Raw genomic sequence first — 13,710 nt, forward strand, 5'->3', positions numbered from 1 at the left:
GGCCCTGCCGTGCGGGCAATGGCAGAGGAGCCGCGCGCAGCGATATGTCTGATCAGGCCAACGAGATCCGCGAAATCATTTTCGACACATTGCGCGCCGCCCTGCCGCAGGACCGCCCGCTCTCCGACAATACCCATATCATCGAGGATCTGGGGCTCGATTCCGTCGCGGTGATGGATTTCGTCATGGAGATCGAGGACAAGCTCGACATTTCCGTGCCGCTGGACAAGATCGCTGAGGTGGAGACGCTGGGCGATCTCATCGCCACCGTGCAGCGCCTGAAACAGGCCGCCTGATCCGCCATGGCCGTGCTGGATAAATACGCCGCTCTGGCGCAGCAATATGCTGGGCTGGAAGCGGCGGGCGCCAACCCGTTCAACGTGCCGTTCGAGCGCGTGCTCTCCCCACCGCCGCCATCATCGGCGGGCGCGAGACGCTGCTGCTCGGCACCAATAATTATCTCGGCCTGACCTACGACCCGGCGGTGGTCGCCGCGGCCAACGCGGCGACCCAGGCGGCCGGCACCGGCACCACCGGCTCGCGCATCGCCAATGGCAGCTATGGCAGCCATCAGCAGCTGGAAGCGGCGCTGGCGGATTTCTATGGCCGCAAGCAGGGCATGGTGTTCTCCACCGGCTACCAGGCCAATCTCGGCATCATCTCGGCTTTGGCCGGCAAGGGCGACCATCTGCTGCTGGACGCGGATTCCCACGCCTCCATCTATGACGGCTCGCGCCTCGGCTACGCCCAGGTGACGCGCTTTCGCCATAACAGCCCGGACGACCTCGCCAACCGGCTGCGCCGCCTGGCCGATGAGCCGGGCGAGAAGGTGATCATCGTCGAGGGCATTTACTCGATGCTCGGCGACACCGCGCCTTTGGCCGAATTCGCCGCGGTGAAGCGCGAATATGGCGGCTGCCTGGTGGTGGACGAGGCGCATTCGCTCGGCGTGCTGGGCGCCACCGGCCGGGGCCTCGCCGAACAGGCCGGGGTTGAGGCGGATGTGGATTTCATCGTCGGCACCTTCTCCAAGAGCCTCGGCGGTGTCGGCGGCTTCGCGGTGACGGACATGCCCGGGGCTGAAATCCTGCGCGTGGTCTCGCGGCCTTATATGTTCACCGCCTCGCTCCCCCCGGCGTGATCGCCGCCACGGAAGCGGCCTTGCACCAGCTGCGCGCCCGCCCGGAGTTGCGCCAGCGCCTGAACGAAAACGCCCTGCGGCTCTATCGCGGTCTGGCCGGGCTGGGCTTTGAGCTGGGGCCGGAACCCAGCCCCGTGGTCTCCGCCATCATGCCCTCGCCGGAAGCCGCCTTCGGCTTCTGGGCGGCGCTGCTCAAGGCCGGGCTCTACACCAATGTCAGCCTGCCGCCGGCCACGCCCAAGGGCCTGGCTTTGCTGCGCTCCAGCGTGAGTGCCGCGCACAGCCCTGAACAGATCGACCAGGCCATCGGCTTGTTCGCGCAGGTGGGCGAAAGGCTGGGGCTGCTCGGCGCGCCTGCTTTCGCCGCTGCCAAGTAACCCGCGCCGGGGGAGGCCGCATGCGCCAGGTTGCGATCTTCCGGCATAATCTGTTCCGCCTCTCGGAGCCTTTCATCACCCAGCAGGCGGGGCGGTTTCGCCGCTACCGCCCGCTTTATCTGGGACGGTTGCGCTACGGCCCGCCGCCGCCGGGCGCCGAGGCGATGGCGCTGGAAGATCTGGCGCCGAAGCTGCGCTTCCTGCCGGCGGCCTGGCATCTGCTCTCCGCCAGCCCGCACCCTTATCTCTACCGGCTGGAGGGCCAGCGACCGGACCTCATCCACGCGCATTTCGGCGTCGAGGGTGTCTATGCCCTGCCGCTCGCCGCCCGGCTTGGCGTGCCTTTGGTCACCACGTTCCACGGCTTTGATGCCACGCTGAACCAGCTCGGCCTGCTCGCCAACCCGGCCTGGGCCCGCTACGCGCTGCGCCGGGGCAGGCTCGCCCGCCAGGGCAGCCTGTTCCTCGCCGCCTCCCACTTCCTGCGCGAAAAGCTCCTGGCCATGGATTTTCCGCCGGAGCGGGTGCGGGTGCATTATATCGGCGTCGACTCCTCCGCCATCGCCCCGCGCCTGGCCGCGCAGGAGGAGCCGATCATCCTGCATGTCGCCCGGCTGGAAGAGGTGAAGGGCACGCAATTCCTCATCCGCGCCTTCGCGTCCATCGCCCCGCAGCACCCGGCCGCGCGGCTGGTGCTCATCGGCGACGGCAAATTGCGCAAGAGCCTGGAAAAGCTCGCCCAGGACACCGGCTTTGCCGATCGCATCGACTTCCTCGGCGGCATGGGGCACGCGCAGGTGCTGGGCTGGATGCGCCGCGCCGCCATGCTGGTGCTGCCCAGCATCAAAACCGAATCCGGCCGCGAGGAAGGGCTCGGCATGGTGATGCTGGAAGCCGCCGCCTGCGGCGTGCCCGGCATCGGCGCGCGCGTCGGCGGCATTCCCGAGGGCATCGCCGAGGGCGAAACCGGCTTTCTCGTCCCCCCGCAGGACCCCGAGGCGCTGGCGATGGCGATGGCCACCCTGCTCGCCAACCCGGTGCTGCGGCTGCGCATGGGCGATGCGGCGCGCAGGCGCATCGAGCGCCAGTTCGACATTCGCCGCCAGAGCGCGGCCCTGGAAGATATCTATGACGAGCTGCTGGCCTGATGCGCCGCGTCGTCGTCGCCGCCCATCCTGACGATGAAATCCTCTGGATGAGTTCGGCCCTGCGCGCGGCCGACAAGGTCGTGCTCTGCTATGGCGCGCCCTACGGCAAGCCGGAGAAAGCCGCCGCCCGCGCCCGCGCCGTGGCCGCGCTGGGCCTGCCCAACCTGGTCAATCTCGCCATCCCGGAAAGCGGCACAAGGCTGCTGGTGAACTGGGACGATGCTGAAATGACGCCGACCGGCATGGCGATCAACGATGCAGCCGGTCAGGCGCGCTATGATGCGAATTTCGCCACGCTGCGGGAGCGCCTGCGCCCGCTGCTCACGGGCGTTGACGAGGTCTTCACCCATAATCCCTGGGGTGAATATGGCCATCCGGAACATATCCAGCTCTATCGCGTGGCCGAGACGCTGCAGAAAGAGCTTGGCTTCACCATCGTCTTTTCAAACTATGTCGCCCCGCTGAGCTGGTTGCTCGCCCGCCGCCTCGGCGCCGCGCCGCTGTTCGCGGAAAAGCGCCGGGCGGTGCCGGATATGCGCCTGGCAAGGCGCCTGCGCGGCATCTATCTGCGCCACCGCGTCTGGACCTGGTCAGTCTTCCACGCCTGGCCGGCGACGGAGACGCTTTACGCGCAACCGCCGGGGGAGCGGGAATGCTGGCAGAGCCTGGAGGGTGAGGCGCTGGTGGATGTGACGCGGCTGCGTTGGTGGAAGCGGGTGGGGTGGCGAGGGTGTAAGGGACGGGTATCGAGCCAGCAGCGACATTGGGCTGTGCAGCCCGATGCCCGGTTTGGGCCGAGAGCGGTCCGACTGCTATGGAGCGCAACATGAAAGAACCGGACATTGTCCGACCGGAAGATGCCTATTGTTACGGCGAACTCGTGGCTGTTATGACCTGAAGCATCTCTGTAACCGATGCACCATTCGCATCGATGACGCGCAGGTGGTAGAAGCCTGGTCCGGCGGGCGCGAAGTGGGCGCTGCGCAGGGCTGGAATAGAATTTAGCGGCACGCCGTCAATTAGAAATGTGAGAGGCCGCACGCCACCAATAACGCGCAGCCTGATCGGCCCGATATCCGCCAGGACCGCATGCGGCGGCGGGTAGGCGATGGTGAGCGGTGTGTCTTGTTGCACTGCCTTCAGGCTGAGGGGCTTGGCAGAGGGCAGAACCTGGCGCGGATCGATCTGCAAAAGCCCAAAAGTTGAGGCCAGAATTGGTACCGCGCGGCCGATTGCGGCGGCGCCGGGGAGCGCGCCTCCATCTGGCCGGCCAACCCAGACGATAACGACATGGCGCCGGTCGAAGCCGATAGCCCAGTCGTCGCGATTGCCCGCGCTCGTTCCGGTTTTCCAGGCAATACCATCTGCCAGATAGCTTGGCAGCGGCCGGGTGAGGATATTAGCGACCTCCTCGGTAATGTCTGCGCTCAATAGCCGCACGCAGGGTTGCTTCTGGCCGTGGATGAAGTGCAGGGGTTCGACACAGCCGTCTGTTGCCAGACCGGCATAAAGCGCGCCGAGTTGACGCATGGTAAGGCCGTCACCACCCAGAATAACGGGCAGGCTGGGTTCGGCCCCGTAAGGCAATGCCAATGGCACCCCAACGGCGTTCAGCGCGGACCAGAAGCGCGCCGCGCCGTAGCGGTTGAGCAAGGCTACAGCCGGAAGATTGAGCGAACGGCGCAGCGCCGTGGCAGTGCTCACCGTGCCCATGAAGCTATGCGTGAAATCCTCCGGTCCATAGGCCGAGAAATCATGCGGCAGATCGTACAGCAAGGTGCGCGGCCCGGCATAGCCCTCGGCAAAGGCGAGGCCGTAGAGAAACGGTTTCAGCGCCGAACCTGGCGAGCGAATGGCCTGGGACAGATCGATGAACCCCGCGCGGGTGGGGTTGCCGGGATCGCCAAGGTAGGCGGCGCGAATAGCGCGTGTCTTGGCGTTGATGATAAGAATGGCAACGGACTCGGCCGGGCGCATGGTGGTGAGGGCAGTGCCGGCGAGACGTGCGAGCGCCGCGTTTAGTGCCGGGTTCAGCGTTGTGCGCGTGTTCGTGGCAAGGCCTATTGTAAGCTGGGGCGTCTGGCGCGGCAGTATTTGCCAATGGCGGGGGATGGGTTCTGCTTCAGCCCGGGCGGCGGTAGCGGCGTCGATTACGCCGTCGCGCGCGGCCTGTGTAAGGATGTGGTCACGCGCACGCTGGGCGGCTTGCGGGTGCAAATCCGGCCGCAATGCCTCGGGCCGGCGGCAAAGGGCAATCAGCAATGCCGCCTGCGCGGGGTCCAGGCTGCGTGGAGAAACACCAAACCAAAGCCGCGAGGCTGCTTCGACCCCGGTAATATTGCCGCCAAACGGCGCCAGAGAGAGCCACATGCCAAGAATTTGGCGCTTGGAATAATGTTCGCTCAGAGCGATGGCCTGCAGTGATTCGCGCAGCTTCACCCCCAAGGTGCGCGGCGCCGGATGCAACAGGCGGACCACCTCCATAGTGAGCGTTGAGGCGCCGGACACCACATGGCCGGTAGCCACGAATTGCGCTGTGGCACGCAGGATCGCCACGGGATCGACCCCAGGATTGTACCAGAAGCGTTTATCCTCGATGTGGACAAGCATGCGGAGCATCAGCGGATTGACCGCCGCGGCCGGGGTGGCGAATTTCCATTCCCCCGTTGCGTCCGGGTAATAGGCGATGGGCGCGCCGCCTTCCCCCGTAATAATGCGCCCTTGTTCCCGCAGCCGCGCAAGGCTGGGCGGGAACAGATACGCCACCAGAGCGATGAGCAGAGCGCCCGCCGCCAGAATGAGCGGCGCGCGCCAGGCAAGCGCCCTAAGGTGTTTTGGCTTTAGGCGCATTGCTGGGTTGGGCGGGCGGTGTGGTCGGGGCGCCGGGCGGGAGCACGGTCACCTCGCTCGCCGCCGTTGTGCCGCGTTCGTCAGGATGGGTGAGATCGGCCAGCACCGCGCCAGGCAGGATGAAATGCCCTTGTGTCACGGCGCGGAGTTCGACGGCGGTGACAAACTCCTGTGTATATCCGTTATCGGAACAGTCGATATCGGAACAGGGCGGGTAGAGCGTGAAGGCCGCCATGTAACGGTCATCAGCCGCCGCCTTGGCATCGGGCGAGGTCAGGTCCGGCAGCCAGGATAGTTGTGTCTGGCCGCTGGAAATATCGCCGGCAAGCTCCCAGCCGGCGGGCAGCCCCGCGGTAAGAACGGCGTGGTGCGGTGTGCTATCGGTGGCCCGCCCGCTAATGACCATGATGAACACCGTGTTCTGGTCCAGACGCGATACGTCGAGCGGCGTACCGTCTGTGGTGTAGAAGGCAATTTGCAGGCTCATACCATTCGACGTGGCCTTGGCTGGCGCCGCCGGGATGCCGGTGGTTGCTATAACAACAGGCAAAGCGGCTTTCCCGTTATTGGTGATCGTGACGCTTTTGCCGATGTTCTGAACAATGGCTTGGCTACTTGTTGCCGCTTTGCCGTCGATTGAGACCGAGAGCGTTTCTGGCTTACCCCAAAATCCGCCGCGGCAAGCCCGCCACGGCGAGTTCCTGGCTGTTCAGGCTATCGGGCGAAAGGCCCTTGCCCGGCAAATTGGCCGCAAGGCTGGGCCAATCCTGCTGCAGCAATCCCGTTTCGCGGGTGATGGCGGGCACGGCCCAGGCATCGCGCAGCGGTGTTCCGTAGCCGTCATTCCAGTCCTGGCCACGCCACCAGAAATAACCGCCCCTGTTATGGATGTTCAGCGCCGCTTGGAGAGCCTGCATGGCCCTGTCAGGCTCGCCAATCATTGCCAGGGCGGCACCGAGCTGCGCGCGGGCGAGCGGATGCGTTACGTCACCGATATTTTCGTCCATGACTCGTATGGCCCCGGCCGGAGCCTGCCCGTCCAGCGCCAGAACATAGGCCGCATAAATCTGCGCTTGCCCGGGCTGCGGATCATTATGAACTTCCTGGCGCAGCCAGGACAGCGCGGCCTTTAGCGGCGGGTCGGGAATATCAGCGCCAGCCTTGCGCGCGCGGAGCAGGAAATCCGTCGCATAGGCGGTCAGCCAGGGCTGCGCTGAATCCTGCGAAGACCAGAGGCCAAAGGCGCCATCGTAACGCTGGTCGTCGAGCACGTCTTCGACCGCTTGTGCCAAGCGCCCCTGCGGGTCTGGCCCGGCAACCGCGCCGGAGAGCGCGGTAAGGGGCAGCCCGCGGCTTACGCTCTCGTCCAGGAAGGGCAGGTTGCGCTGTTGTAGTGCCTGCAGGAAACCCGCGGGGTCGAAGGGGAGATGGTTCCCGAGTGTCATGACGGATTTGGCCGAACCAGGCACGAAGGGGCTAAGGTCAGGCGTCAGGGCCGCCTTCTGCCCTGGCGCAACCTCGGCACTCGTAAGCTGGGTGACGGCCGGGCGGACCAGATGCACCGAAATATCGCGCAGGCGCTCCTGCGTGTAGGCATCCGGGCCGGTTACATCGAGGCTGATATGCCCGGTGCCGATGGCATTGGCGGTAACATCCGTGTACACCACCTGGCGTGCGCCGCGCGCAAGCTCGACGGGGAAAACTTTCCCGCCGCTGACAGCACCTTTCGCCGCGACTGTGACGGTAAAATGGCCTGATGGCAGATCAAGGTCTTGCAGCATCACGCCGACATTTGCGGTGTCGCCGGGTGAGAGAAAGCGCGGCAGCAGCAAATTGGCGATGAGCTTGTGGCGGGAGATGATATCAGTCGCGGCCGAGCCCACGGCATCATCCTTCCAGGCCACGGCCATCAACCTGATCTTGCCGTTGAAGTCCGGCAGATGCATCACGAAGCGTGCCACACCATCCGGCCCGGCCTGGACGGGGCCAGCGAAAAGCGAGACGATTTTTTGTGGAATTGGTGGATTGGCCGGGCCGAAATCGCCGCCGCCGCCAACATGCAAAACCGCTTGCAGCCCCTGCGGCTGCCTGAGCAGCGCGCCGTAATCATCCCGTATATCGACACCGAGCAATCGCTTGCCGAAGAAATGGCCCAGCGGGTCGGGCGACTGGAAACCGGTCAGGGACAAAATTCCCTCATCCACCGCATCCAACGTAACATAAGCCCCGGGAGTAGTCTTAACCTCGAACGTCACATCACGGCCGGGCCGGTAGAGTGTCTGCACGTTAAAGGCGACGGGAAGTTCGTGCGTGCCTGGATTCAGGCCGAGCCAGACCAGCCCGATTGCGCGGTCGGGCGGTGTGGTGGCCGCAGCCGGACGATAGAGCTGCACGATTGCATACGCGCCAGCGCCCCAGGAGGCGGAAACCGGCACTTTGACATCGGCACCGCCTTTGGGAATTTCGAAATCGCGCGTGCTGATTACATGGTCATTGGCGAGCACGAGCACCGCCTTGCCCGCAAAGGGGGCGCTGATATGCAGTTGCGCCACATCGCCGTCATTATACGTTTTTTTATCACGGGTGACGGTCAGCCTGGTTGGCACATCTGGCTGGCTCGAGGTGATCCAGCCGGAATAGAAAACCGTCGAGCTCGCGGCATAACCGCCTGAATGCTGGATCAGTCGTAGCCGGTAGCGCCCGTTCGGCAGCGCGGGCAACACTAGATGGTAGGGCTTGCCGGGGGTGATGGTGATTGTTTCGTTCAGCACCTTGTGGTTGACATAATTATAGCGCCAGCTTGCGACTGAATCATTCCAGATGACGCCCCATTCATAATCCTGCCGGACCAAGGAGAGGTCGGCTTGCATCGGCACGGGTTTGCCGTCTGGCGCGACGGCGGCAATGTCGAAAACCGGCTTGGTGCCGCTATCGACCGCACCGCCGCTGAACCCAGGGCGGATGCCAATCAGCGGCGCCGCCGGCGTGATTTTCAGTGTCTGCTCTTTGGTTACGGCCCGGCCTGAAGGATCGTTGATTGTCACCTTGACCGCCGCCTGCAGCGCATGGGTTGCGTCTGGTAGCTGTGTTAGATCAATGGGGATCGATGCCGCGCCGGTTGCATCGGTTTCCGGCAGGTCCGGCTGCAGCATCGGCACGTTGACGATCTCATGGCGAAGGCCGAACGTGTATCCCTCATAGGCGGGAAACGGCGACGGATCGGCATTTACCCGCACGCTTGCCGTGCCGGTGAGGCCCGCCCCCGGCGCGCCGTAAAGAAATTCGACCGATATAGGCAGATTATCTATTTTTCCGGGCGCGAGAGGGCCGTGTGACGCGAAGCTGATCGCCAGCTTTGCGGGTACGAAGGCCGCAACCGTGAAGCTGCGCTGTGCGACTACAGGGCCGTTTTCGCCCTCCTGGAGGGAGATGCGCCAGTCGCCCGCTTGCGCTCCGGCAGGAAGGTGAATTTGTGTGACAAGGGACGAATCATCCGTCCACTTTGTCACCTCATCAATGAAGACCTGGCCGCCGGGACGATAGACGATCAGGCGTAAGGGTATGCCGAGCGGCTTCATGGCCGGATCGCGCAACAGAGCGCCGAGATTGACGGTTTCGCCGGGCCGGTAAATGCCGCGGTCGAGCCAGAGGTAGGGATCAACTGGCTGAGGCTGGGCCTGGCCGGAAACACCACGATCTGTCAGGTCGAATGGGGCGGCATTCAGGTCGGTGAGGGTGAAATCTCCATCTGGGTCAGTGATATGCAGCGCCACGGGGGCCTGCGCCTGCGCGCCATTCATCAGCGGCGCCGCAAAATGGGCGATGCCGTTCGAATCCGTAACCGCCGTATCGAGGACCGCATTATCCGAGGCGATGAGCGCGACTTTGGCGCCAGCGATCATCGAGGCATCGGTAAACCGACGGAGTTGCACGGTCAGCCCGTTCCGGCCCCACCAGCTTGTTGGCGCAATATTCGTGCGCAGCACTAATTGTTGCAGATTCAGAGAGCCATCATCGTTGGGGGTACCATCATCCGGTGCGAGCGAGACGGCGTAAAGTCCAGGCTTTGTCATCACCGTTGAAAGCGGCAGGGTGGCATGCACCAAGCGGTTCTGCTCAAAACCCGGTACAGCGGCGCTGCCCGTGAAGATGATCGGCGCGGTATTGCCATTGAGGCCGGGATTATAGGCGCCAGGATTGAGTAGCGGGTGATTCGATAGGAAATTGAGCAGACTGCGTTCGGAAACGCGCGCGATTTTTATTTTTACCTTCGAGATGTTGACGCCGGAAAATCCTATCGCGGGCGGATTATTCGCGGGGATGATAAAATGGTTTGGATCGGCGAACAGCGCGGGTTGGCGGTTAGCGAGTGTGACCTTGATGCTGCGTTGCTCTTTCAACGCAGTACCGGCAATTCCCGGTAAGCCAGGATGCAGGATAACCGTGGTTGTTGCCCCTGGTGTCAGTCCAGAAAGACAAAGCTGGCCGTTCGTCTCCGTAACAGCAAGATCTTCTATGGCAGGCTGCGTGGTGACATAGTCGCCCGGGTGCGCCATGCCCTGTGGAAGGTCGACGGTGAAGGAAATGCAGGCGCGGGCGGGGAAGGATTGCGGGTAGCTATCCACTTTACGGACTGCAAACCCGTACGCCGTCATCGCCTGGTCCAGCGTGGCACGGAGCGGGGCCTCCCGCGGATATGCCGATACCATTGCGCCAAGTAGGCGGATTTCCGCGCCGTGATTGCCCTGCTGGCCAAGCGCCTGGCGCATGAGGTTCAGCGCCCGCCAGCTTGCCGCTGCCGGGTTGTGGTCATGGCCGGCATTTTGCAGGCCAAGATAAGCGGCCTGCAACGCTTCCGCGGCCGGGCCGGCACCGTTGAGATCGGCCTCGGCAAGATCGAGCCAAGGTTCTGGGCTTTGGTTTGCATAGAGGTTGAGCCGGTTCTGGCTGGCTTGGCGCAAGCCTTGCCAATCCTGGGCCTTGCGGGCAGCCTGCATTGCCGCGTCATCCGTGGCAATTTCGCCTTGGAGCGAGGCGCTCCAGCCCGTGTTGCTGGCAAAGCCAAAAGCCAGTTGCTGAGCGTCGGCGCCAAGGCCGGGGAGAATTTTATCGATATCCTCAATGATCGGCGTTACCGGCAATGGTGGCGCGGATGCCACATTACCGGACGAAGCTGTGGCATTTTGAGCCACGGCGGATGGGGCGACCAGACCAACAGACAGGAGGACGAGGCCAAGAAGCACATTGCGGGCATAAGGATGCATGGTCTGCTCTAACTCCTGTCCAACCTAGCGCTGACGCCAAACCCTGACTTTTTTCCACAAAACGGCCTGTGGTTGAGTGCAGACTAGCTAGGTTCAATGCTGGGGGGAAGTTCGTTACTAAGAGCAACTTGACGTCCGCTTTCAGGCCAGCCGAAACTGGGCCGGAGCGGCAATAAAGGGCGCTGAGCGGACACACCGAAGCTTCTGCGTGATGCCGCTCCCCCTTTACCCCGTCGCCCCCAAACCAACCCCCCATATCCCAACCCCGTCGCCACCACCGCCGCCGCAATCCGCCCCGCCGCCGTGCCGCCATAAGGCAGTGCCCGCGCCGCCAGGCACAGCCCCACCATCCCAACCACCGCCAAAGCCGGCCGCAAAAACGGTTTCGCCAGCGCCAGCGCGGAAATTTCCCATTCCCGGCGCAAATACCCCACACTCCAGCTCAGCAAAAACGGATACACCGCCAGCCACGCCGCCGAGACCGCCAGCAGCCCCGCCTCGCCATGCACGAAAATCCCCGCCGTGAGAATAAACCCGCCCAGCATCAGCAATGTCGCGAAGGAGAGGCTTGCCGCCTTGCCCGGCTGCCCGGTGCCCAGCAGCAGCGGCGTGATCAATTGCGAGGCGATGCGCAGCACCGCTGCCGCCGCCAGAATCTGCAAGGGCCGCGCCGCATCCGCATAGCTGCGGCCTTGAGAATCATGCAGCAGCCCCATCAGCGGTACCGCCATCAGCCCCAGCCCCGCCATGCACGGCGCCACCAAGCTCGCCAGACGCTGCAGCGACCATAACAAAGCGGCCCGCAACTCCGCAGGCGCCGCCGCGACTTTCGCGAATACCGGCTGTGCCGCGCGGTTGACGATGGTGCCCACCGCCATCGCCGGCTCCATCGCCACGTCAAACGCCACCCGGTACACCGCCAGCATCGCCGGCCCGTAAAACCAGCCAACCAGCAGGAAATCGATATTCTTGAAAATCTGCTCGAAGATATTCGCGCTGGCCGAGCGCCAGCCGAAATCCACCAGCGCCCTGATCTCGCCAAAGGCAAAATGCCGGCGCGGCACAAAGCGATTCGCCAACAACGCGCCCGCCAGAATGAACACGCCGGAGGCAAAATACCCGCCCACCAGCGCCCAGGCCCCGCCGCCCGCCACCGCGATGCCAAACCGCACCAAAGCCGCGCCGAAGGTCGCGCCGACATTCACCATGGCGATTTTCTCATAGGCCAGCGCGCGATTCAGCAAGGCCAGAGGAATCACCGCCGCCCCCACCAGCGGCTGCTTCGCCGCCAGCGCCAGGAAGTACAGCTTCACGCCGGAAACGCCATATAACCAGCCAATCGCCGGCGAGAGCGCCACCGCGGCCCCTCCCACAATCACCGCCAGCACCAGAATGAACCAGAACAGCGAGGATAAAGCCTCCCGGCTCACCGCCTTCGCCTGCACCAGCGCATCGCCGGTGCCCAAGCCATCAAACGCCTCCACCACCATGCCCACCGCCAGCACCAGCGAGCCGATGCCAACCTGAGTCTTGGTCAAAAACACCAGAACCGCGACGATGGTGGCGAAATCGGTCACCTTGGCGACGATGGCGGCCCCGCCCAGCCAGTTGAAGCCGCGCCCGAGATGGCGCTGATGCTCGTTTTCGCTCATGCGTCCGGCGGCAAAACCGGGGCGCGGGTGCGGATGAAATGAAGCAGCCAGCGCGCCGAGCCCTGGCGCCAGCGCGCACTCTGCGCTGCCCCCCACAGCCCGGGGCGCGGCGTGGCATCCGCCGCCCAGTCTTTCACCTGCGCGATAATCTTCTCCGCCCGCGCCGCCCAGGTATAGCCCAGGCTGTCCGTTGCCGCGCCGGCCGCGAGCCTGGCAGCCAGCGCCTCATCGCCGGTCAGCGCCGAAAGCCCCGCGACCAGCGCCTCCAGATCATCCGGCTGCACCAGCAGCGCGTTCTGGTCATGCTTCAGCACCTCGGCCACGTCCGGCGTATTCCCCGCCAGAATCGGCCGACCGGAGCCGAGATAAAAGAACAACTTCAGCGGCAGCACGGTGGAGCCGAACTTCGCCAGCGGCTGGAAGGAAGGCGGGATCAGCAACACATCGGCGGCATGGATGTAATTGCCCAGCGTCGCCTCGGTCTGCCAGGGCACGATCACCACATTCGGCACGCTCTTCGCCAGCGCCTCCACCGAGCCCTCGCCATAGGAGCCGACGAACAGGAAGGTGAGCTGCGGCAGCCGCTTCGCCGCCTCGATCACCAGCTCCAGCCCCTTCTTATGGTTCACCCGCCCGGTATAGATCACGGTTTTCGTGGCCGGATCGATGCCGATGCGCGCCTTCGCCTCGGCCAGCGGAACCGGCGCGGCGAAACGCTGCGGCTCGAAGCCGTTATGGATGCAGCGCAGCTTCTCCGGCGGCACGCCGAGCTCGATATATTTCTGCCTGGTATATTCGGAATGGCAGACCGAGCCCAGGAATCGCTTATGGCTGAACAGTTTGTAGAGCCAATATTGCAGCGGCGGAATCTGATCCGGCCAGGGGCGGTAATGGTCGAACACCACGCGCTGCCCGCAGCGCAGCGCCATCCACGCCACCCAGAGATTGCGGGTATAAACCAGATCCGCGGCCCTGAAGGCGCTGCGCAGCCCGATTGTCAGCCCGCACAGAATATGCCGCCAGGCCGCCGGCTTCAGCGGCGCGAAGGCGCTGATCAGCGGCATGCCCAGCCGCGCGGTCAGCCCCGGCAGATTGTCCGGCGCCATCGGCACATGCAGCCAGGCCGCATCCAGATGCGGGGCCAGATAGCGCGCCGTGGTGGTGAACACTTCCGCATCCGCCTCGGCGCTGGGCAGGGGGTTTTCAAAGGCGAAGAGGATTTTCATATGGTCCCGGCGATCAGAAACAGGCCGGGAACCCGGCGCGGATACCTACCCG

General features: G+C 64.3%; 9 protein-coding genes and 1 pseudogene. 5 read left to right on the top strand and 5 right to left on the bottom strand.

Annotation, left to right across the window (positions count from 1 at the left end; genetic code table 11):
* The first annotated feature begins 44 nt into the window (after nt 1-44).
* The 5 genes and pseudogenes from GT370_RS16880 to GT370_RS16900 all read left to right on the top strand — a co-directional run bounded on the left by GT370_RS16880 (nt 45) and on the right by GT370_RS16900 (nt 3,496).
* Complete coding sequence (locus GT370_RS16880; RefSeq protein ID WP_008495030.1) at nt 45-296, top strand: acyl carrier protein; 252 nt, start codon at nt 45-47, stop codon at nt 294-296.
* 6 nt (nt 297-302) lie between these two features.
* A complete protein-coding gene (locus GT370_RS16885) occupies nt 303-470 on the top strand; it encodes a hypothetical protein (protein ID WP_270183428.1) in 168 nt (55 codons plus the stop codon).
* Between the two features lie 14 nt (nt 471-484).
* Nucleotides 485-1,518 (top strand): annotated as a pseudogene (spt, locus tag GT370_RS16890) (serine palmitoyltransferase).
* Between the two features lie 20 nt (nt 1,519-1,538).
* Nucleotides 1,539-2,666, top strand: a complete 1,128-nt coding sequence (locus tag GT370_RS16895; protein ID WP_008495032.1) for a glycosyltransferase — start codon at nt 1,539-1,541, stop codon at nt 2,664-2,666.
* Nucleotides 2,666-3,496, top strand: coding sequence for a PIG-L family deacetylase (locus GT370_RS16900; RefSeq protein ID WP_270183429.1), 831 nt, complete (start codon nt 2,666-2,668; stop codon nt 3,494-3,496). Before GT370_RS16895 ends, GT370_RS16900 begins: the two co-directional genes overlap by 1 nt.
* Before the next feature lie 37 nt (nt 3,497-3,533).
* Here GT370_RS16900 and GT370_RS16905 read toward each other — a convergent pair whose 3' ends face one another.
* From GT370_RS16905 to GT370_RS16925, 5 genes are all read right to left on the bottom strand, one after another.
* On the bottom strand, nt 3,534-5,432 hold the full coding sequence (locus GT370_RS16905; protein WP_051060371.1) for a transglycosylase domain-containing protein: 1,899 nt from the start codon (nt 5,430-5,432) through the stop codon (nt 3,534-3,536).
* Between the two features lie 58 nt (nt 5,433-5,490).
* Complete coding sequence (locus tag GT370_RS16910; RefSeq protein ID WP_270183430.1) at nt 5,491-6,003, bottom strand: hypothetical protein; 513 nt, start codon at nt 6,001-6,003, stop codon at nt 5,491-5,493.
* Between the two features lie 172 nt (nt 6,004-6,175).
* Nucleotides 6,176-10,780 carry an alpha-2-macroglobulin family protein gene (locus GT370_RS16915; protein WP_270183431.1) on the bottom strand — a complete coding sequence of 1,535 codons (4,605 nt, stop codon included), beginning with the start codon at nt 10,778-10,780 and terminating at the stop codon, nt 6,176-6,178.
* Nucleotides 10,781-10,863: 83 nt separating this feature from the next.
* Nucleotides 10,864-12,432: an oligosaccharide flippase family protein gene (locus tag GT370_RS16920; protein ID WP_270183432.1), complete on the bottom strand. Its 1,569-nt coding sequence runs from the start codon at nt 12,430-12,432 to the stop codon at nt 10,864-10,866.
* Nucleotides 12,429-13,658 (bottom strand): glycosyltransferase, encoded by a 1,230-nt coding sequence (locus tag GT370_RS16925; protein ID WP_008495038.1) that lies wholly within the window; start codon nt 13,656-13,658, stop codon nt 12,429-12,431. The genes GT370_RS16920 and GT370_RS16925 overlap by 4 nt, the downstream gene beginning before the upstream one ends.
* Between the last annotated feature and the right edge of the window lie 52 nt (nt 13,659-13,710).

The sequence above is a fragment of the Acidocella sp. MX-AZ03 genome, assembly GCF_027626035.1.
Taxonomy (GTDB): Bacteria; Pseudomonadota; Alphaproteobacteria; order Acetobacterales; family Acetobacteraceae; genus Acidocella; species Acidocella facilis.

Bases quoted from the DNA above. Each gene is read 5' to 3' on its own strand.
- GT370_RS16895 (WP_008495032.1), top strand. From the start codon at position 1,539: ATGCGCCAGGTTGCGATCTTCCGGCATAATCTGTTCCGCCTCTCGGAG.
- GT370_RS16900 (WP_270183429.1), top strand. From the start codon at position 2,666: ATGCGCCGCGTCGTCGTCGCCGCCCATCCTGACGATGAAATCCTCTGG.
- GT370_RS16925 (WP_008495038.1), bottom strand. From the start codon at position 13,658: ATGAAAATCCTCTTCGCCTTTGAAAACCCCCTGCCCAGCGCCGAGGCG.
- GT370_RS16915 (WP_270183431.1), bottom strand. From the start codon at position 10,780: ATGCATCCTTATGCCCGCAATGTGCTTCTTGGCCTCGTCCTCCTGTCT.
- GT370_RS16885 (WP_270183428.1), top strand. From the start codon at position 303: ATGGCCGTGCTGGATAAATACGCCGCTCTGGCGCAGCAATATGCTGGG.
- GT370_RS16920 (WP_270183432.1), bottom strand. From the start codon at position 12,432: ATGAGCGAAAACGAGCATCAGCGCCATCTCGGGCGCGGCTTCAACTGG.
- GT370_RS16880 (WP_008495030.1), top strand. From the start codon at position 45: ATGTCTGATCAGGCCAACGAGATCCGCGAAATCATTTTCGACACATTG.
- GT370_RS16910 (WP_270183430.1), bottom strand. From the start codon at position 6,003: ATGAGCCTGCAAATTGCCTTCTACACCACAGACGGTACGCCGCTCGAC.